We start from the raw sequence: 19,693 nt of genomic DNA, 5'->3' as shown, positions 1-19,693 counted from the left end.
CGTGACCGTCATCCGGACGAAGGTCGACCGCGCCGCCGCCGACTTCCAGCGCAAGCGCACGGGCATGATGGAGCTGCTCGACCAGCTCGACGCGCTGCTCGAGCAGTCGCGCGCCGGGGGCGGCGAGAGCAAGGTCGCCCGCCACCGCAAGCGCGGCAAGCTGCTCCCGCGCGAGCGGATCGAGCAGCTGCTGGACCGCGATAGCGCGTTCCTGGAGCTCAGCCCGTTCGCCGCCTACGGCACCGACTACGAGCTCGGCGCGAGCGTCGTCACCGGCATCGGCGTCGTCGAGGGCGTCGAGTGCGTGATCATCGCGACCGACCCGACGATCCGCGGCGGCACGATCAACCCGTTCACCGGCAAGCGCTCGACGCGCGCGCTGGAGGTCGCCGAGACGAACCGCATGCCGCTCGTCTGGATGGTCGAGTCCGGTGGCGCGGACCTGCCCAAGCAGGCGGAGATCTTCATCCCCGGCGGCGACACCTTCCGCCGCCTCACGAGCCTCTCCCGGCAGGGCATCCCGACGGTCTCGATCGTCTTCGGCAACAGCACCGCCGGCGGCGCCTACATCCCCGGCATGTGCGACTGGAACGTGTTCATCCAGGAGCGCAGCAAGGTCTTCCTCGGCGGCCCGCCGCTCGTGAAGATGGCGACCGGCGAGGAGTCCGACGACGAGAGCCTCGGCGGCGCCGACATGCACGCCCGCACCAGCGGCCTCGCCGACTACCTCGCCGCCGACGAGCCCGACGCGCTGCGCCTCGGCCGCCAGGTCGTGCGACGGCTCAACTGGCGCAAGGCCGGCCCGGGACCCTCGCGCCTGCCGGTCCGCGAGCCGCTCGCCCCGATCGACGACCTCGCCGGGATCGCCTCGATCGACCTGAAGGAGCCGTTCGACATGCGCGAGGTCATCGCGCGGATCCTCGACGGCAGCGACTACGACGAGTTCAAGCCCCTCTACGGGACCTCGCTCACCACCGGCTGGGGCGCGATCCACGGCTTCCCCGTCGGCATCATCGCCAACACCCAGGGCATCCTCTTCAGCGAGGAGGCCCAGAAGGGCACGCAGTTCATCCAGCTGACCAACCGGATGGACGTCCCGCTGCTCTTCATCCACAACGTCACCGGTTTCATGGTCGGCAAGGAGTACGAGCAGAAGGGGATCATCAAGCACGGTGCGCAGATGATCAACGCGGTCACGAACTCGACCGTGCCGCACCTCGCGCTCATCGCCGGCGGCTCCTACGGGGCGGGCAACTACGGCATGAGCGGGCGCGCGTACAACCCGCGCTTCGTCTTCGCCTGGCCCAACGCGAAGCTCGCGGTGATGGGTCCGCAGCAGCTGGCGGGCGTGCTGAGCATCGTCGCCCGGGCGGCTGCCGAGGCGAAGGGCAAGCCCTACGACGAGGACTTCGACGCCGCGATGCGCAAGGCGGTCGAGGAGCAGATCGAGCGCGAGTCGCTCGCGCTCGCCAACAGCGGCCTGCTCTACGACGACGGCATCATCGATCCGCGCGACACGCGGACCGCCCTGGGCCTCGCGCTCAGCGCGGTGCACTCCGGCACGGTGGAGGGCGCCGACGGCTACGGCGTCTTCCGGATGTAGAGGGACGACCATGAAGACGCTCCTGATCGCCAACCGCGGCGAGATCGCCCGCCGCATCATCCGCACCGCGCGCGCGATGGGCCTGCGCACGGTCGCCGTGTACTCCGACGCCGACGCGGACATGCCGTTCGTGCGCGAGGCGGACGTCGCGGTCCGCCTCGGCGGCAACACGCCCGCCGAGTCCTACCTGCGCGTCGACGCGCTGCTCGACGCGGCGCGCCGCACCGGCGCCGACGCCGTCCATCCCGGCTACGGCTTCCTCGCCGAGTCGTCGTCCTTCGCGCGCGCGTGCGCGGACGCGGGCGTCACCTTCGTCGGCCCGACCCCGGAGGCGATCGACGCCATGGGGTCGAAGATCGGGGCCAAGTCGCGGCTGCGCGACGCGGGCGTGCCCGTGCTGCCGGACGCCGACGTCACCGGCCTCGAGGGCGCAGCACTGCGCGAGGCGGCGGACGGGGTCGGCTACCCGCTGCTCGTCAAGCCGTCCGCCGGGGGCGGCGGGAAGGGGATGCAGGTCGTCGGCAGCGGTGACGAGCTCGAGGCCGCCGTCGGCGCCGCACGGCGGCTGGCCAAGGACGCCTTCGGCGACGACAGCATGCTCCTCGAGCGGTTCGTCGAGCGCGGCCGCCACGTCGAGATCCAGATCCTGGGCGACACGCACGGCACCGTCACGCACCTGGGCGAGCGCGAGTGCTCGGTCCAGCGCCGCCACCAGAAGGTGCTCGAGGAGTCCCCGTCCGTCGCCGTGTCGCCGGAGCTCCGCGCGCGGATGGGGGACGCCGCGGTCGCCGCCGGCGAGGCGATCGCGTACGTCGGGGCGGGCACGGTGGAGTTCCTCCTGGCCGCGGACGGCAGCGAGGACTTCTTCTTCCTCGAGGTCAACACGCGCCTGCAGGTCGAGCATCCGGTGACCGAGGAGGTCACGGGCGTCGACCTCGTCCGCGAGCAGCTGCAGATCGCGGCGGGCGCGCCGATCGGTGCGCACGCGAGGAAGCCGGAGCCGGTGGGGCATTCGATCGAGGTCCGCCTCTACGCCGAGGATCCCGCGAGCGACTTCCTCCCGCAGACCGGGGTGCTCACGCGCCTGGTGTTCCCGCAGGACCGCCCGGGCCTGCGCGTCGACGCGGGCGTCGAGTCGGGGTCGGAGGTCTCGATCTACTACGACCCGATGATCGCGAAGGTCATCGCGCACGCCCCGACGCGCGCGGAGGCCGCGCGCACGCTCGCGGCCGCGCTGCGCCAGACGCACATCGACGGGCTGCGGACCAACCGCGACTTCCTCGTGCGGCTGCTGGAGGACGAGCGGTTCCTCGCCGGGGAGATCGACACGCGCTTCCTGGACCGGGACGAGTCGCTGCCGCTGCGGGCGCCGCTCGCCTCCCCGCAGGAGGTGCGGCTGGCGGCGGCGGCCGCGGCGCTCGCCCGGCAGGCGGCCGAGCGCGACGCGGCGGTCGTGCAGGCGACGCTGCCCAGCGGCTGGCGCAACAGCCCGTCCCAGGACCAGCTCGTGGAGTACGCGCACGGCGACGCGGTCCTGCGCGTGACGTACCGCTTCCGCCGCGAGGGCCTGGACCGGATCGCGGTCGACGACGCCCCGCTCGGGGACGTGCGGCTGCTGTCCGCCGCCGCGGACGCGGTGGTGCTCGAGGTCGACGGGGTGCGCCACGCGTTCAGCGTGCGGCGCGCGACGGGCCTGGAGGCGGGCCCGACCGCGGTGACCGGTCCGGCCGGGCAGGTCGACCTCGTCGAGCAGGAGCGCTACCTCGATCCGAGCGCGCAGGACGCGCCCGGATCGCTGCTCGCGCCGATGCCCGGCTCGGTGATCCGGGTCGACGTGCGCGTCGGGGACGAGGTGTCCGCGGGCACGCCGCTGCTGGTCCTCGAGGCGATGAAGATGGAGCACGAGATCGTCGCGCCGCTGGACGGCACGGTGACCGAGCTGCCGGTCCAGGTCGGAGCGCAGGTGGACGCCGGGTCGCTGCTGGCGGCGATCGAGGCGCCGCCCGAGGACTGACCCCGAGGCGCCAGGCATCGACTGCCCCGGTGCCAGGTTCAGGCGCAGGGCGGCTGGGCGACGACCCGCCGGTCCCCCTGCACCGGCCCTGCAACCACGCCCAGAATGCGGGCTCCTGGCGGTTCGAACCCGGTGGTCGTGCCGGGGCGCGGTCGCCGCGCGGGCGGTGCGGCGCCCGTCCCGCACGGATGATCTGTCACCGTTCCGGGCACGGATACGCAACGACCGCTCCGGTTTCCGACCGTTGCGTCCGATACACAGGCACATGCACTTCGTGGAGCTCCCACATCTGATCGACGTCCGGCTGGACCATGAGGGTCTGCCCGCCGTCACCGTCGTGTTCGACCTCACGACCGATCAGATCGGTGCGACCCTGCACGCGCTGCGCACGATCCGCGAGGCGCGGTTCGCGAACGCGTCGATGTCGACCGACGAGGCACTCGCGCTGCGGGAGCTGACGTCGCTGGTCGACGAGTTCGCCGACATGAGCTACGCGGAGGCGACGGCGCGGATCGAGACGACGATCGCGCGCGTCGGCGTGCTGAAGGACGCCGTGGCCGAGTTCGGCATGGGCCGTCACCTCGAGCGCGAGGGCGACATGGCCGCCCATCCGATCGCGGGCGCACTGCTGCCCGCGCTCGAGGACCTCCACGCCGAGGCCCTCCGCGCGTTCTTCGACGCCAACGAGGCGTCGACCACTCCGCGCTGCTGAGCGGCGCCTACGCGAGCGCGGCGCGGACGGTGTCCGCGACCGGCGTGACGGGCCGGCCGATGAGCCGCTCGAGGTCGTCGCCGTCGTGCTCGAGGGCGCCGGCGTCGATCTGCACGTCGACGTCGGCGAAGATCGCGGCGACCGGTGCCGGCAGGCCCGCGCCGACGAGCAGCTGCTCGTAGTCGGCCGGGGCGAGCGCGCGGTAGGGGATCTCGCGGCCGGCGACGGTCGAGATGGTCGCGGCGAGCTCGGCGAGCGTGATCGCCGGGCCGGACAGCTCGTACGCGCGGCCCGCGTGGCCCTCGCCGGCGAGCACGACGGCGGCGGCGAGCGCGTAGTCGTCGCGGGCAGCGAGCCCGACGCGGCCGCTGGCGGCGGCGCCGACGAGCGCGCCGTGCTCGAGCGTCTGGTCGAGCGTGCGCGTGTAGTTCTCGGTGTACCAGCCGTTGCGCAGCAGCACGGCGGGCAGCCCGCTGTCGGCGATGAGCCGCTCGGTCTCCTGGTGCTCGGCGGCGAGCTGCATGCGGGTGGTCTCGGCGTTGAGGATGCTCGTGTAGGCGAGCAGTCCGACGCCCGCGGTCCGGGCGGCCTCGATGACCGCGGTGTGCTGGGGGATGCGCCGGCCGGGCTCGCTGCCGGAGACGAGGAGGAGGCGGTCGACGCCGTCGAGCGCCGGGGCGAGCGTCTCGGGCTGGTCGTAGTCGAACGCGCGGACGGTGACGCCGCGGGCGGCGAGGTCGTCGGCGGCGGCGGGAGTGCGGGCGAGCGCGACGAGGTCGGCGGCGGGGACGCCGCGGTCGAGGAGGTGGGTGACGGTGGCGCGGCCGAGCTGTCCGGTGCTGCCGGTGATGGCGATGGAGGGCATGGCGAAAAAGCTAGCACTATCGAAAAGTTAGCACTATCAATCCGCTACGATCGGTCGGTGGACCCGACCCTCGAGAGCGACGTCTTCGCCCGTGCGTGCACCTCGCGGCTCGTCCTGCAGGACGTCACCGGCCGCTGGGGCGCGCTCGCCCTCGGGGCGCTCCACGAGGGTCCCGCCCGCTTCAACGCCCTGCGCCGCCGCGTCGACGGCGTCAGCGAGAAGATGCTCGCCCAGACCCTGCAGGCGCTCGAACGCGACGGCTTCGTCGTCCGCGACGTGCAGGGCACGATCCCGCCCAAGGTCGAGTACCGCCTGACGCCGCTCGGCGCGCGCCTCGCCGAGCAGCTCGTCGCCCTGATCGAGCTCGTCGAGGGCTCGATGGGCGAGGTCCTCGCCGCGCAGTCCGCCTACGACGCGACCAGGGACTGATCGCCCGCGAGGATCGCCTCCGCGGTGCGGTCGGCGAGCGCCATGATCGTGACCATCGGGTTGACCCCCGGCGCGGTCGGGAACGCGCTCGCGTCCCCGATCCACACCCCCGGCGCATCGTGCAGCTCGCCGCGCCCGTCGGCCACCGAGGTCTCCGGGTCGCCGCCCATCCGGCACGACCCCATCTGGTGGGCGCTGAAGCACGTCACCTGCCCGGCGTCGTAGGACGCCTCGCGCAGCCGGTCCAGGAACGCGTCGAGGTCGTCGCCCTGGCGCCAGCGCAGCTCGCGCGCGTGCGTGGTCACGAGCTCCGCCGCCCCCGCGGCGACGTGCATGCGCGCGAGCTCGACGTGCGCGCGGACCGCCAGCTCGCGGTCGACCGGATCGTCGAGGTCCCAGCGCACCACCGCCCGGCCGCGGTCGTCGAGCACGACCCGGCCCGATCCGTGGTCGCGCGCGACGGTGATGAACGGCGCGGTGTTCGGCATCAGCCGCATCAGGCGCTTGTGCTGCTCCCCGCTGTCCCACGGGTAGGCGACGGCCGCGAAGGCGGGCATCTGCCCGGCCGCCTCGAGCAGGAAGCCGTGGCCGTCCTGCACGTCGAAGAAGTGGTCCGAGAGCGCCGACTGCACCTGCCCGCGCCAGCCCTCGACCGGCTCGTCGTAGATCCCGTAGACGACGAACGCCGGGTGCACGCGCAGGTTCCGGCCGACCGCCGGCCCGCCGATCCCGGAGCGCAGCAGCAGCGCGGGTGACTCGATCGAGCCCGCGGCGACGACGACGGTCGACGCGCGCACGGTCAGCGCCGTGGTCGTGCCGTCCGGCGCGGTGACGGTCGCGACGACCCCGGTGGCGGTGCCCGTCGCGTCCACCGTCACGCGGTCGACGTGGCAGCCGGTGATCGCCCGCGCACCGTCGTCGGAGGCGTCCTGCAGCCACGTCGTCATCGACGAGCGCTTGCAGCCGCGCTGGCAGCCGAGCAGGCAGAAGCCGCATCGCTCGGGGTCGTCGTCGGGGGCGGCGTTGCGCCACAGCGGCCGGTGCTCGTAGCCCAGCGCGTCGCAGGCGGCGAGCATCCGCCGGTGGGTGCCGTTCTGCGTCGTGGCCTCGGTGTTCGCCCCGATGCGCTCGAGCACGACGTCGACGTGGTCGCGCACGAACGCGTCGTCGTCGAGACCGTCGAGCCCGTGGCCCGCCCACTCCGCCAGGACCGCTGCGGGCGGCCGCACGCAGTTCATGTAGTTCACCACGGTGCCGCCGCCGAGCGTGGCGCCCGCGAGGATCGCGAGCGACCCGGACTCCGACGAGGCGAGCCCGCCGCCGTAGTAGAGCTCGAAGTACCCGGGCACCTCGAGGTTGGAGAAGTCGGCCTCGTTGCGGTACTGGCCCGCCTCGAGCACGAGGACCTCCTTGCCGGCCGCGGCGCAGCGCGCCGCGACGACGCCGCCACCGGCGCCCGAGCCGACGACCACGACGTCGCAGGCGAGCACGGCGTGCTCCCCGGAGACCTCGTGCACCGCGAGCGTTTTGGGCGTCGCCGGCGGGGCGCTCGGCGGTCCCGGGAAGCCGATCGCGTCCCAGTTGACGTTGCGCCCGTCGGCGCCCGGCAGCCCGTAGAAGAACAGCATCGTCAGGCCGCGCAGCGCGTCGAGCCCGAGCCGTGCCGCCGGGTCGGCGGCGACGCCGTGCAGGATCGCGGTGCGCCCCGCGAGATCGGCCGCGTCGAACCCGGCATCCGCCAGCGCCTCCAGCAGGCCGGCGAACCCGGCGATCTCCTCCGGGGTCATGACCTGGCCCATCAGGCCCTCGACCTGCTCGACGACGCCGACCGCGGTCGCGGGACGCTCGAGGAACGCGCGCTCCACCGGGTCGGCGCTCGCGCTCGGCACCGCGGGCGCGTAGGTGTCGCACACCAGTGCGAGCGTGGCGCGCTGCGCGTCGGTGAGCACGGCGACGGGCGCTGCGGACATCGGGACCTCTCCTCTCGGACCTCGGACCGGCCGACCCTAACCCCGCCGGTCCGGCCGGGGCAACCGCATGGTTCGGGCGCCGCCGTCGTTCGCGCTGACATGCGCGCACGCCCCCTCCTGCTGACGCTGCTGCTCGCCGTGCTGCTGCTGCCGTCCGCGGCCGTCGCCGCGAACCCCGACCTGCCGTCCGGTCCCCGCTGGTACGAGGACCCGCGGGTGGGTGCCGAGTGGACCGAGGAGTACATCACCGAGGCGGACGGGACCGTCCTGCACGCGGACGTCCTGCGCCCCAAGGGCCTGCCGCGGGACGCGCGCACCCCGGTGATCCTCACCATCGGCCCGTACTTCGCGCACGCGGGCGGCTTCGGGCTCACGGGCGCGCTCGACGGCGACCCGGCGCTCCCGGTCGGCAAGCAGGCGGGACCGTCGGACGTCTGGACGGACCTCTTCGTCCACGGGCGGCTGATGCAGCGCGGCTACACCTTCGCGTTCGTCGACACGCGCGGGACCGGCGGCTCGACCGGCTGCCTGGACTTCGCCGGCCCGGGGGAGCAGGCGGACGTCGTCGAGGCGGTCCGCTGGGCGGCCAACGCCCCGTGGTCGACCGGGTCGGTCGGCATCTACGGCAAGTCCTACCTGGGCGTGACCGGCCTGGTCGGCGCGGTGAAGGAGCCGCCGGGCCTGAAGGCGGTCGTCTCGATGGAGCCGGTCTACGACCAGTACGAGTACCTCTACGCCAACGGCGTGCGGTTCCCTCAACTCGCTCGGCACGCCGCTGCTCTACTACGACATCGCCGCGACCCCGGGCATCGTCACGAGCGACTCCCCGCAGTACCAGCTCAACGCGCTGAACGACCTCGAGCGACCGGGCTGCCCGGTCCGCGGCTACCTCGAGCAGGCGGGCAACAGCGACAAGAGCACGCCGTTCTGGCAGGCCCGCGACCTCGTGCGGCAGGCCGTCGGGCGCGGGCGCGTCCCACTGTTCCTCACGCAGGGGTTCCTCGAGGACAACACCAAGCCGGTGGCCAGCGCCTGGCGGTTCTTCAACGCGCTGGGCGGCCGCGGGCACCGTGCCTGGTACGGGCAGTTCGACCACATCCGCGGCGGTGAGGAGGAGAGCGGCGACCGGCGGGACCTCGCGGGCTTCCACGCCGAGGTCATGCGGTTCTTCGACCACCACGTCCGCGGCGTCCCGCTGGCCGACGCGCCGGTGGACCGCGACCCGCCGATCCGCGTGCAGACCTCCGACGGCAGCTGGCGGACGGAGCGGTCGTGGCCGCCCGCCGACGTGCAGCCGCTGCGCACCACCCTGACCCCCGGCGGCCGCTACGAGGACACGGGCCTCAACCGGGGGACCGGCGAGGCGTCGCTGCTGCCGGTGGGCACGGACGGCCTGGGAGCGTGGACGATCAGCCCGCCGCTGCCGCACGACGCGCACTATGCGGGCGTCCCGCACGCCTCCCTGCAGCTCGCCGCCGCCCGCCCGGGCGCGTCGCTGTCGGTCGACGTGTACGACATCGCCCCGGACCGCCGCGCGCTGCTGCTCAGCCGCGAGGCGTCGCTGGTCCCGGCCGACGGGCGCGTCGAGCTGGACCTCTACGGCCAGGACTGGAAGCTGCCGGCCGGGCACCGGGTCGGGGTCCGCGTCGGCTCGGCGGACGCCGAGTGGTGGACGCCGGTCGGCACGCAGCAGACCGTGACGCTGGTGCGCGGCACCGTCGACCTGCCGTTCCTGCGTCACCGCCGCACCGAGGCCGCCGCGCTCAAGCGGCCGAAGCGCCTGGACACGTGGCTGGAGGACGCCCCGATCACCGTGCCGCAGGAGACGATCGACGCCGCGACCGCGCCGGGCTTCACCCTGCCCGCCGCGCAGACCGCGCTGCCGGTCCCGGCGGGCGCCCCGCCGGCGAACGTCCCGGTGGGCGGGCCGACGGCGCGGCTGACGGCCCGGATCAGCGCGACCGCCCGGCGGCGGGGCAGCCGCGTGCGGCGCATCACGGTGCTCGGCAACGCGCCGCGGGGCGCGCGCGTCACCGTCGCGCTGCGGCGCGCCGGACGCGTCGTCGCCACGCGGCGGGTCTCGGCGCGGGTCGGCGCCTACCGGGTGACGTTCCGCGTGCGCCGCGCCGGACGCTACGCGGCGCGCGTCGGGGCGCGGCGCGGCACGCTGGCCCTGACGGCGCGCACCCGGGCGGTGCGCGTGCGCTGACGGCTCTGGGGGATTCCCAGGGTCGTCCCGGCCGGCGCTCAGCCCGGGCGCCGATCCTGACGACCATGATCCCCTCCACCAAGCGCACGGCCGCGATCGCGTCGGCCGTCCTCCTGTCCCCTCGGCGGCGGCGCGTACGCCACCGCCGCCTCCACGACCGGCCCGTCCGGCACCGCGACCGAGCGTCGCGCCCCGAACGAGACGGCGCTGACCGGCGAGACCGCCGAAAAGGTCCGGGCCGCCGCGCTCGAGAAGGTCCCGGGCGGCACCGTCCTGCGGGTCGAGACCGACGAGGGCGGCATCTACGAGGCGCACGTCCGCAAGGCCGACGGCACCGAGGTCGAGGTGAAGGTCGACCGCGACTTCACCGTCACGGCCGTCGAGACCCGCGCCGCGCGCGGTCCGGGCGGTCGCGGCCACGGCCCGCGGATGGACACGGCGGCGCTCGCGAAGACGCTCGGCGTGACCGAGACGAAGCTCCGCGCCGCCCTCGACGCCGTCCGGCCCGCCAAGGGCGAGCGGTCGGCGCGCGGTGCGGACCGCGCGGCGGCGATCGCCAAGGCCCTCGGCGTCACGCAGGCGCAGGTGCAGGAGGTGCTCGACGCCAACCGGCCGGAGCGCGGCACGGCACGCCCGACCCCGGGCGCCAAGCCCGACCGGTCCGCCCTGGTCGCGGCGCTCGCGAAGGCGTTCGACGTGTCGACCGCGAAGGCGACCGCGGCCGTGGAGGCCGCCGAGAAGGCGCACCGCGCGGAGCACGAGACCCGTGACCGCGAGCTCGCCGCCGCGCTCGCCAAGGAGCTCGGGCTCGACGCCGCAAAGGTCCAGGCCGCCCTCGAGGCCGCCCGCCCGCAGCGCCCGTAGCCCGGGCGCTCTCACGGATCCCTCATGCACGTCCCGGCGTGCATGGGGGTAGGGGAGGCGCATGCGTCGCCTCCCCGCCGCCGCGCTCGTCGCGCTCGCCCTCGGGGCACCGGCCGCCCTCCCGGCGGCCGCGTCCGCGCAGGGCCTCGGCCTGCCCGACGGGGCGTTCGACGTGACCGCGCCCTCCGACCACTTCCGGGGCGGCCTGCTCGGCGCGAAGCTCCGGGGCCCGAACGCCCTGCAGTCGTTCGCGTTCGACGAGGCGGGCCGCAGCCTGTTCGTCCTGCAGACGGTCGAGGGCGGGGCCAAGAAGGACGGTGACCTGTGGCTCAACCGGCTCGACCTCGGCGGTCGGCTGCGCGACAGCATGCGGCTCGACGGCTTCGGGCACGGCGTCTCGATGGGCGTGTCGCGGGACGGCTCGGCGATCTCGATCTGGGTGGAGTCGGCCAGCCGTCCGAACGGCTCCGGGGTCGGCTTCGGCACCCGGGTGGCCCGCGTGGTCTACACGCCTGGCCGCACGGTCACGCCCCGCTCCCCGACCGTCCGCGACGTGACCCCGCCGGGGCTGGGCTCACGCTCGCCGCGACCGGTGATCGACCCGGTGACCGGCGACCTCGTGGTCCGGTACGCGGCGGGCTCGGGTGTCTACGGCTTCATGGCGGTCCCGCGCGCCGACGCGCTCGCGGGCCGCTGGGACCGCCGCCGGGTCCTCGGCACCACCCCGAGCGCGGGTGAGCGCAACCGGCCGGGCGGTGCCCGTGCGACCTCGCAGGGCTACACGGTCGCGGGCACGCGCGCCTACCTCTACTACGGGGACTCCTACGACCACGTGCCCAAGCCCGGGAATGCGTACATCCGGGCGGTGACGCTCGATCCCCGCACGCGCAACCGGGGCCGGATCGGCACGACGGCGTCGCTCGCGGACCTGCCGTTCCGCGAGCCGGAGGGGATCTCCGTCCAGGTCGGCAGCGGCGGGCCGCGGCTCGTCTTCGGCTTCGCGTCCGATCCGGTGACGCGCCCGGACCGCACGGAGCGGTTCGCGAACTTCTCGTTCAAGGCGCGCTTCGTGCCCGACCCGGTGCCCGCCCCGCCCGCGCCCGCGCCGGCCCCCGCGCCCGCCCCGGCGGTCACGCCGGGCCCGTCCGGGCTCGTCGTGCATCCGCGCCGCGCGACGCGCCGAGCGGTCGTGGTGCGCCGGCGCCTGGCGCTGGCGGTCGGCGGGGCCGACGGCGTCGCCCGCGTCCGCGTGTCCGCCCGCATCGGTGGCCGCCGCGTGACGCTCTACCGCGCCGCGCGGCGCGTGACCACGGCGCCGCGCACGCTCGTGCTGCGGCTGTCGCGCACGAGCGCCCGGCGCGTGGCTGGCGTCCGGGGGCGGCTGACGCTGACCCTGACCGTCGCGCTCGACGGCCAGGTGCGGCGCGTCACCGCCCGGGTGCCACGCCGCGCCTGAGCGGGCTCAGCCGCGGTAGGCGCGCTTGGGGGTGCGGTCGTCCGACAGCGACTCCTGCGTGCGCAGCACGAGCTGCTCGATCGCGTCGGCGAGGTGGATCGGCGCGATGTTGTAGTCGCCGCGCTCGACCCGGATCTGGTGGGCGAGCAGCAGCACCTGCGTGTGCGTCACGCCGGCCGGCGGCTCGAAGCGGTAGGAGGCCAGCTCGATGAGGAAGCCGAGCGGGTCGGTGAAGTAGATCGAGTCCATGAACCCGCGGTCCTTCACGCCGGAGTGCGTGATGCCGCGCTCGTCGAGCCGCTCGACGGCCTGCCGGAACGTCGCCTGCGAGAGGTTGATCGCGAGGTGGTGCACGCAGCCCGGGTCGGTGGGCGTGCGCGACGGCTCCGGGGTGCGGTCCTCGTTGGTGAAGATCGTGATGAGGCGCCCGTCGCCCGGGTCGAAGTACAGGTGGCTCTCCCCGGGGTTGTCGAGGTTCGGCTGCTCGAACACGAACGGCATGCCGAGCACCCCCTCCCAGAAGTCGATCGAGGTCTGCCGGTCGGCGCCGACGAGGGTGATGTGGTGGACGCCCTGGGCCTGGAGCTTGCGCATAGTCCGTAGCCTCGCAGCCCACAATGGCCGGCGGGTGCGGATGGGCGCGTCAGGCGGGGGCGGCCGCGGCTGCTTCGGCGCCCGCCGCCGCGTTGCGGCGTCCCATCACGCGGGCGAACAGCCCGGCGGTGAGGAACATGAACACCGAGTAGACCGCGCCGGGGATCGCCAGCTCGCTGTCGATCGAGGTGGCGACGGTGATCGTGAGCGTCGAGTTGTGGACGCCGAGCTCCATCGCGATCGCGGTGGCGGACCGCTCCGGCAGCCGCGCCGCGAGCGCGATCGCGAAGCTCGCGGACATCGCGACGAGGTTCAGCAGCAGCGCGGCGGGCGCGACCTCCGCGAACGAGTCGGTGACCTTGTCGAACTCGCTGATCACCGCGCCGAGCACGACGAGCGCGAACACCGCGAGGCTGATCGGCTTGATCCGCGGCTCGAGCGCGAGCGCCTTCTCGGGCCGGCGCGCCCGGTAGGTCATGCCGATCGCCAGCGGGATCAGCGTGATGCTGAACACGCGCACGACCGTGCCGAGCATCGACACGTCGTCCCCGAGGGGAGCGTCGAAGTGGTCGATCGCGAGCGTGAGGAACAGCGGCACGGTCAGGACCGCGCAGACCGACGACACGGCGGTCATCGTGACGCTGAGCGCGGTCTCCCCGCGCGCGAGGTGGGTGAGGAGGTTCGCCATCGCGCCGCCGGGGGACGCGGCCAGCAGGACGAGGCCGACGGCCATCACCGGGTCCAGGCCGGTGAGCTCGGCGACGAGGAACCCCCACAGCGGCGAGAGCAGCAGCAGGTTGCCCAGGCCGATCACGACGCCGCGCGGCGCGCGGAAGATCCGACGGAAGTCGTCGGGCGTCAGGGTCAGCCCGAGCGTGGCCATGATGATCGCCAGGGCGATCGGCAGGACGATCTCGGTCACGGCGCTCCTCGCTCCCCCACGGGCGGGAGCGTGCCAGATCCCGGAGTGGCGTGCGACGATCGCGCCCATGGACGAGGAGCTGACCGCCATCCGCGCGACCGTCGTCGGGCACGTCCAGGGCGTGTTCTTCCGCGACGCCACGGTCGCCCGGGCCCGCGAGCTCGGGGTCCTGGGCTGGGTCCGCAACGGGGAGGACGGCGAGACCGTGCACGTGCACGCCGAGGGCCCCGACGGCGCGGTGGACCGCTTCATCTCGTTCCTCAACGAGGGTCCGCCGCGGGCCGAGGTCCGCGGCCTGGACCTCGAGTACGTGCCGGTGGAAGGGCACGAGCAGTTCGCGATCCGCGGCGTGCCGGCCGGCGCGTTCGCCGTGCGCGAGACCGACGACGGCGGCTACGAGCTGGCGCTGGAGGTCGACGGTGGCCGGCGGCGCTGGGCGCTGCGCAAGCCGCCGTCCACCGAGCCGTCGGAGAAGCGGCTCGCGCTCCCCCTCGCCCCCGACGCCCCGGCCGCCACGGGCCCGACGTGGGACGCGGGACCGTACGAGCAGGGCGGACGCGTCCCGTGGCCGGCGGCGCTGGAGCGCGGCCACGCGGTCTTCGTCCTGCACGGGGAGCGGCTGACCGGCGGCTTCGCGCTGCAGCGCACCGCCGACGATCGCTGGCTCCTGGTCAAGCGCCGGGAGCGCTGAGCGCGTCCCGCACCCGCTCGGCCACCATCGCCATGGTGGTGCGCGCCCGCACGGGGTCCTCGGTGAGGAAGTAGTGGTCGGCGCCGGGCGTGACGTCGTGCACGACCTCGACGCCCGCCTCGCGCAGCCGCCGGGCGTAGGTGTCGCCGTCGCGGCGCAGGGTGTCGCGCTCCGCGGTCAGCACGATCGCGGGCGGCAGGCCCGACAGGTCGTCCGCGAGGACCGGGGAGGCGTACGGCTCCGCGCGGGACGCCGGGTCGGGGAAGTACACGCGGCGCACGAGCCCGCGCAGCGACGGCGAGATCATCCCGGCGCCGGTCGGCAGCTCGGACGCGAGGTCCAGGGCGGGCACGCCGAGCACCTGCAGGCGCGCGGTGAACGTGCCGCGGTCGCGGGCCTGGAGGCACACCGACGCGGCGTTGCCGCCGCCGCTGGAGAACCCGCCGACCGTGACCGGCGCCTCCTGCGCGATCGCCGCGGCGACGTCGTGGCACTGCTCCTGCGCGACCGGGTACTGGACGTACGGGCCGGTGCGGAAGTCGACGTTCACGACCCGCACGCCGGCGGTCGCCGCGACGTACCGGCACCACCAGTCGTCCATCTGCGGGTAGCGCATGAGCCACGCGCCGCCGTGGAAGTGGACGTGCGCGGGACCGTCGGTCCCGCCGTACTCGTACACGGTCACGCGCCCGTGCCGGGTGGGGAGCTTGCGGCGGGCGGGGGCGGGCAGGTCCTGCCCGGCGAATCGCAGGTCCTTCCCGTACCGCACGGTGTACCGCGCGGACGCGTGCATGAGCGTGGCGCTGATCCGGTCGCTGATCCTCATCGAGGGGGATACGGACCAACTCGCCACGTGGACAACCGCGCGCGCCGCGGTTCATACGGGTGGACAACGACCCGGCGGCGCCTGCCCGCCAGGCTTGGCGGTCGCAGGGGCCTTCGGGTCCCGGGTTGGGTCAACCAAGCAGGAGAACCGCATGAAACTCGTGATCGGGATCGTCCGTCCCGAGAAGACGAACGACGTCCTGGGCGCGCTCTACGCCGCCGACATCCGCGGCTTCTCGATCACCCGCGTGCAGGGGCACGGCGGGGAGCTCGAGCGGGTCGAGACCTATCGCGGCACCACGGTGTCCGTGAGCATGGCCGAGAAGGTCCGCTTCGAGATCGCGGTCTCCGACGAGTTCGTGGACCCCGCCATCGAGGCGATCACGGCGGGCGCGCAGACCGGCGCGGTCGGCGACGGGAAGATCTTCGTGCTGCCGCTGGAGCGCGTCGTGCGCATCCGCTCCGGCGAGGCCGACAACCAGGCCATCACCCCGACGAAGGACGTGACCCCGTGATCGCCGCCGTCAACACGGGCGACACCGCCTGGATGCTCGTCGCCACCGCGCTCGTCCTCCTGATGACGCCCGCGCTCGGCCTCTTCTACGCCGGTCTCGTCCGCGCGAAGAACACGCTCAACACGTTCATGATGTGCGTCGCCGCGATGGGCATCGCGACGCTGACCTGGTCGGTCATCGGCTACTCCTTCGCGTTCGACGGGGACGGCGACCTGATCGGCGGCTTCGGCCACGCGTTCCTGCAGGGCGTCGACTTCGTCCCGCGCGAGGGCATGACGATCCCGCACATCGTCTTCTTCGCCTTCCAGGCGACGTTCTGCATCATCACGACGGCGCTCGTCGCGGGCGCGGTCGTCGAGCGCATGCGGTTCGTGCCGTTCCTGATCTTCGCGGCGCTGTGGTCGGTGCTCGTCTACGCGGTGCTCGCGCACTGGGCGTTCGGCGGCGGCTGGCTCATCGAGGGCGGCACGCTCGACTTCGCGGGCGGTGTCCCGGTCGAGATCGCGTCCGGCTTCTCCGCCGTGGCCGCGGCGATGGTCGTCGGCGCGCGCAAGGACTACGGCCGCCAGGCGATCCTGCCGCACAACGGCATGTTCGTCCTCGTCGGCGCCGGCCTGCTGTGGTTCGGCTGGTTCGGCTTCAACGGCGGCTCCGGCTTCTCGACCGGCAACGCGGGCGTGCTCGCGTTCGTCAACACGCTGCTGACGCCGGCGGCGACGCTCGTCACCTGGATCATCCTCGACGTCATCCGCAACAAGCAGGCGACCGCGGTCGGCGCGGCCACCGCGATCGTCGTCGGCTGCGTCGCGATCACCCCGGCGGGCGGGTTCATCTCCCCGGGCTGGGCGCTCGTCCTCGGCGTCGTCGCGACGTTCCCGTCCTACGCGGTGATCCTCTGGCGTCCGAAGACGAAGCTGGACGAGACGCTCGACGTCCTCGCCGCGCACGGCACCGCGGGCGTCGTCGGCATGATCTTCATCGGCCTCGTCGCGGAGACGGGCTGGAACGGCGTGTCCGACGGCCTGATCTACGGCAACGCCGGCCAGCTCTGGGACCAGCTGATCGCCGTCGTCGCCGCGATCGTCTACGCGTTCGTCGTGACCTACGGCCTGCTGAAGGCGATCGGGGCGCTCATGCCGCTGCGCGTGGCGGAGGACGAGGAGGGCACCGGCCTGGACCTCGTCGCCCACGGCGAGGAGGCCTACCCGGCCAGCGAGGGCGCGCTGCTCGTCTCGACGGAGTTCGCGTCGATCCGCTGAGGCCGTCTGCGGCCGCGATGTACGGATTATCCGGACAGGGCTGTCCGGATAATCCGTACACGGCCCGTGCCGCGGGCCCGCATCGGTTGTCACACGGTGTGGGCCGGCGGCACTGTAGGGGTGTGGAACCCCGTCTGGGACCATCGACCTTCCGGGAGCTCTGGACGGCGCACGCCGAGCCGCTGCTGCGGTTCTTCGCCCGCCGGACGATGGACCCGGAAGCGTCGATGGACCTCGTCGCGGAGACCTTCGCCGCCGCGTTCACCGGTCGGCGGAGGTTCCGTGGACGCACGCGCGAGGAGGAGGCCGCGTACCTGCACGGGATCGCGCGCCGTCAGCTCTCACACTGGTACCGGCACGCTGCCGTGCAGCGCCGGGCGACCCGACGGCTCGGCGTCCAGCGGCCCGCGATGGACGACGAGTCCTACGCGCGCGTCGAGGAGCTCGTCCACTCCGCCCCCGAGCGCGCGGCGGTCCGCGAGGCGCTCCTGGCGCTCAACGACGCGCAGCAGCAGGTCCTGCGGCTGCGCGTCGTCGAGGAGCGCGACTACGCCGAGGTCGCCGCGGCGCTCGGGGTCACCGAGCAGACCGCGCGCGCCCGGGTCTCGCGGGCGCTGCGGGCGCTCGACGGGGCACTCGTGGCGGCGGAGGGGCGGCCATGAGCGACATCGGAGCCCTCGATCGCCTCGGCGAGCAGCTCGGCGACGCGGTTCGGGCGGAGCGTCGCGAGGCCCGTCGGCGCCGTCGTCTCGTCGGCAGTGTCGCGGCGGCGGCGCTGGTCGTCGCGGTCCCGGCGGCCGGGACGGCGACGGACTGGGCCGGGCTGGCCGGCGGCGAGACGCCGCTGCCGGTCCAGGTCGCGGACGGACGGCGTGCCACCCTCGCTGCCGGAGTCGACGGTCGCGGCGCCTGGAGCGTGGAGGCCTACCGGGCGGCGCTCTCGGGACGCTCCGCCGTCGGCGTCTGCGTGTTCACGGTCCGTCGCGACACGGGCGCGGGCCGCTGCGCGCCGGTCGACCGGCTCGCGCCGCTCACGACGAGCCTCGACGCGGCCGCCGCGCAGGGGCTCGTGGGCGGCACGGTCCGCGGTCCGGTCTCCCGGGTCGAGGTGACGGTCACGCGCTCCGTGACCCCGACGGTGCGCGTGATCGCGACCACGCCCCCGGCTCCCGACGCCGACCTGCTCCGCGCCCGTGACCTCCCGGACGACCTGCGGGCGTTCGTGGTGCTCCCTCGGCGACCACGACCTCGTCGGCGTGCGGGGCGTCCGGGCGCTGGACCGGCGCGGGGCGACCGTGGCGCTCGCCGGGCGGCCCGCGCCGCCCGCGCCGTCCGTTCCGGCGCGCCGAACCCCCGCGATCGATCAGGAGGTCTCACCGTGACCCGAGCCCGCGCCGTCCTGCTGCTCGTCCTCGCGGCGTCGGTGGCCGGGGTCGTGGTCGCCTCGGGCGGACCGCCGGATCCGGCTCCTCCGCGCGCCGGGATCGACGTCCCGGGGGTCGTGTCGATCGGCCGCCCCGTCGAGCGACCCCCGGTGGCCGGAGCGCCCCCGACCGGGACGATCGAGCTGCGGGCGACGGACCCCGACGGCGGTCCGACGGTCGCGGTCCTGCAGTTCCCCTGGTCGAAGGTCCGCCGGGGGACGCTGGTGCGGTACGCGTGCCACGCGCAGGGTCCCGAGGCGCGCCTGCGCCGCTACCCGACGGCCGAGGGCGGCCCCTGCCGGCCCCTGGGTGCTCGCGGCGACGGGCCGTGGTCGGTCTCGGTCGGCTCCGGGACGAAGGCGGGCGTCGCGATCGGCGGGACGGTCCGGCCCCAGGTCCGGCGCCTGACCGTGGCCGGGCCCGGCGGAACGTTCGTGGTCCCGCGCTCGCGGACCGGGGCGTTCCTCGTCCTGTACGGGGAGGCGGCGCGCGGCAGCGCCCTCCTCACGGCGAGGCTGGCCGACGGCTCGACCCGCTACTACCGCACGAGTCTCCCGCCGACGCTTCGCCCCGACGGCGTGGCGCTGGCGTCGGACCCCGAGGGCCTGCCGATGTGGTGGGCGCAGGGCGGTCCGCGGCCGACGGCACGCCGCACCTGCGTGCAGGTCAACCAGGACGCGGGCCGCGATCCCCGGCGGGACTCCACCAGCCTGCGCCCGGTGTGCGGGGACCTCACGCGCGGTGCGGTGTTCGCCCGCACGATCGCGGTCGAGCCGCGGTCGCGGCCCGGCACGTTCGGTCCCGGGCCGTCCGCCCCGCGCCGCACGGTGCTCGTCGGCGCGATCGCGAGCCGGGTGCGAGAGGTCGCCGTGGTCACGGCCGCGGGAAGGCGGGTGCTGCCGGTCGGGGCGGTCGGGCGGACGTTCCTGGCCGTGTTCCCGCCGTCCGTGCGGAGCTTCGACCTGCTCCTCGAGGTCACCCTGCGGGACGGTCGCGTGCAGCGGTTCCCGAACCCGAGGGCGGTGAACCGCGTAGTGGCCCGTTACCCGATCCCACGGATCCTCGGGGCTGTCCGCCTGCGTCGCGATCCGGTCGGGGGCCGACGGGTGGTCCTCGCCGCGCGGCTGGACCGTCCGGCCCGACGGTTCGAGGTCACCTTCTTGGGCCGGGAGGTCCGGATGCGGCCCGTCGCCGGGAGCCCGGGTCGGTACCGAGGCGTCTACGACGGCGATCGCGGCGTCCGTCGGCCGATCGTCTCCGGGCGGGTCTACGGGTTCTCGACGCTGACCTGCGGGGAGTACTGCGACGTCCGGCCGGCGAGCGCGCGCCTGCCCTGAGCGC

The 19,693-nt window shown here is 74.5% G+C and carries 18 protein-coding genes; 13 read left to right on the top strand and 5 right to left on the bottom strand.

The window, feature by feature from the left end; genetic code table 11:
* Nucleotide 1: 1 nt before the first annotated feature.
* The 3 genes from GKE82_RS13940 to GKE82_RS13930 all read left to right on the top strand — a co-directional run bounded on the left by GKE82_RS13940 (nt 2) and on the right by GKE82_RS13930 (nt 4,329).
* Complete coding sequence (locus tag GKE82_RS13940; protein ID WP_309233604.1) at nt 2–1,603, top strand: carboxyl transferase domain-containing protein; 1,602 nt, start codon at nt 2–4, stop codon at nt 1,601–1,603.
* A gap of 10 nt (nt 1,604–1,613) precedes the next feature.
* Nucleotides 1,614–3,617, top strand: a complete 2,004-nt coding sequence (locus GKE82_RS13935) for a biotin carboxylase N-terminal domain-containing protein (RefSeq protein WP_154733708.1) — start codon at nt 1,614–1,616, stop codon at nt 3,615–3,617.
* Between the two features lie 265 nt (nt 3,618–3,882).
* Nucleotides 3,883–4,329, top strand: a complete 447-nt coding sequence (locus tag GKE82_RS13930) for a hypothetical protein (protein WP_107567479.1) — start codon at nt 3,883–3,885, stop codon at nt 4,327–4,329.
* A gap of 7 nt (nt 4,330–4,336) precedes the next feature.
* On the opposite strand, the gene GKE82_RS13925 is transcribed toward GKE82_RS13930, so the two are convergent.
* Nucleotides 4,337–5,194, bottom strand: coding sequence for an SDR family oxidoreductase (locus tag GKE82_RS13925; RefSeq protein ID WP_154733707.1), 858 nt, complete (start codon nt 5,192–5,194; stop codon nt 4,337–4,339).
* Nucleotides 5,195–5,251: 57 nt separating this feature from the next.
* On the opposite strand from GKE82_RS13925, the gene GKE82_RS13920 reads away from it, so the two are divergent.
* The gene (locus GKE82_RS13920; RefSeq protein WP_309233603.1) at nt 5,252–5,623 is read left to right on the top strand and encodes a helix-turn-helix domain-containing protein; all 372 of its coding nucleotides are present in this window, start codon (nt 5,252–5,254) and stop codon (nt 5,621–5,623) included.
* Here GKE82_RS13920 and GKE82_RS13915 read toward each other — a convergent pair.
* On the bottom strand, nt 5,602–7,593 hold the full coding sequence (locus GKE82_RS13915) for an FAD-dependent oxidoreductase (RefSeq protein ID WP_154733706.1): 1,992 nt from the start codon (nt 7,591–7,593) through the stop codon (nt 5,602–5,604). The genes GKE82_RS13920 and GKE82_RS13915 overlap by 22 nt on opposite strands.
* Before the next feature lie 99 nt (nt 7,594–7,692).
* Here GKE82_RS13915 and GKE82_RS13910 point away from each other — a divergent pair, with 99 nt between their 5' ends.
* From GKE82_RS13910 to GKE82_RS13895, 4 genes are all read left to right on the top strand, one after another.
* Nucleotides 7,693–8,703 (top strand): CocE/NonD family hydrolase, encoded by a 1,011-nt coding sequence (locus tag GKE82_RS13910; RefSeq protein WP_154733705.1) that lies wholly within the window; start codon nt 7,693–7,695, stop codon nt 8,701–8,703.
* Nucleotides 8,615–9,802, top strand: coding sequence for a CocE/NonD family hydrolase C-terminal non-catalytic domain-containing protein (locus GKE82_RS13905; RefSeq protein WP_196189230.1), 1,188 nt, complete (start codon nt 8,615–8,617; stop codon nt 9,800–9,802). Before GKE82_RS13910 ends, GKE82_RS13905 begins: the two co-directional genes overlap by 89 nt.
* 345 nt (nt 9,803–10,147) lie before the next feature.
* Nucleotides 10,148–10,666: a Clp protease N-terminal domain-containing protein gene (locus GKE82_RS13900; protein ID WP_154733703.1), complete on the top strand. Its 519-nt coding sequence runs from the start codon at nt 10,148–10,150 to the stop codon at nt 10,664–10,666.
* Nucleotides 10,667–10,727: 61 nt separating this feature from the next.
* Complete coding sequence (locus GKE82_RS13895; RefSeq protein ID WP_154733702.1) at nt 10,728–12,122, top strand: hypothetical protein; 1,395 nt, start codon at nt 10,728–10,730, stop codon at nt 12,120–12,122.
* A 6-nt stretch (nt 12,123–12,128) separates the two neighbouring features.
* Here GKE82_RS13895 and GKE82_RS13890 read toward each other — a convergent pair whose 3' ends face one another.
* Both GKE82_RS13890 and GKE82_RS13885 read right to left on the bottom strand, forming a co-directional pair.
* The gene (locus GKE82_RS13890; RefSeq protein ID WP_154733701.1) at nt 12,129–12,716 is read right to left on the bottom strand and encodes a VOC family protein; all 588 of its coding nucleotides are present in this window, start codon (nt 12,714–12,716) and stop codon (nt 12,129–12,131) included.
* 49 nt (nt 12,717–12,765) lie between these two features.
* Entirely contained in the window at nt 12,766–13,707 is a 942-nt protein-coding gene (locus GKE82_RS13885; RefSeq protein WP_230316871.1) for a bile acid:sodium symporter family protein, read from the bottom strand.
* Between GKE82_RS13885 and GKE82_RS13880 the strand changes: the two genes are divergently transcribed.
* Complete coding sequence (locus tag GKE82_RS13880; RefSeq protein WP_230316169.1) at nt 13,706–14,329, top strand: acylphosphatase; 624 nt, start codon at nt 13,706–13,708, stop codon at nt 14,327–14,329. The genes GKE82_RS13885 and GKE82_RS13880 overlap by 2 nt on opposite strands.
* Here the strand turns inward: GKE82_RS13880 and GKE82_RS13875 are convergent.
* Nucleotides 14,310–15,155: an alpha/beta hydrolase gene (locus tag GKE82_RS13875; protein WP_154733700.1), complete on the bottom strand. Its 846-nt coding sequence runs from the start codon at nt 15,153–15,155 to the stop codon at nt 14,310–14,312. The two genes, GKE82_RS13880 and GKE82_RS13875, sit on opposite strands and share 20 nt — an antisense overlap.
* 151 nt (nt 15,156–15,306) lie before the next feature.
* Here GKE82_RS13875 and GKE82_RS13870 point away from each other — a divergent pair, with 151 nt between their 5' ends.
* The 4 genes from GKE82_RS13870 (at nt 15,307) to GKE82_RS13855 (ending at nt 19,689) form a co-directional block, all read left to right on the top strand.
* Nucleotides 15,307–15,669, top strand: a complete 363-nt coding sequence (locus GKE82_RS13870; RefSeq protein ID WP_107567471.1) for a P-II family nitrogen regulator — start codon at nt 15,307–15,309, stop codon at nt 15,667–15,669.
* On the top strand, nt 15,666–16,928 hold the full coding sequence (locus GKE82_RS13865) for an ammonium transporter (protein ID WP_233243722.1): 1,263 nt from the start codon (nt 15,666–15,668) through the stop codon (nt 16,926–16,928). The genes GKE82_RS13870 and GKE82_RS13865 overlap by 4 nt, the downstream gene beginning before the upstream one ends.
* A 122-nt stretch (nt 16,929–17,050) precedes the next feature.
* Nucleotides 17,051–17,590, top strand: coding sequence for an RNA polymerase sigma factor (locus GKE82_RS13860; RefSeq protein ID WP_196189229.1), 540 nt, complete (start codon nt 17,051–17,053; stop codon nt 17,588–17,590).
* Complete coding sequence (locus GKE82_RS13855) at nt 17,587–19,689, top strand: hypothetical protein (protein ID WP_154733698.1); 2,103 nt, start codon at nt 17,587–17,589, stop codon at nt 19,687–19,689. The genes GKE82_RS13860 and GKE82_RS13855 overlap by 4 nt, the downstream gene beginning before the upstream one ends.
* The last annotated feature ends 4 nt before the right edge of the window (nt 19,690–19,693 follow it).

It is taken from the genome of Conexibacter sp. W3-3-2 (genome assembly GCF_009707605.1).
In the GTDB taxonomy this organism is placed as follows: Bacteria; Actinomycetota; Thermoleophilia; order Solirubrobacterales; family Solirubrobacteraceae; genus Paraconexibacter; species Paraconexibacter algicola.
This window is presented reverse-complemented; position numbering and strand designations above follow the sequence as displayed.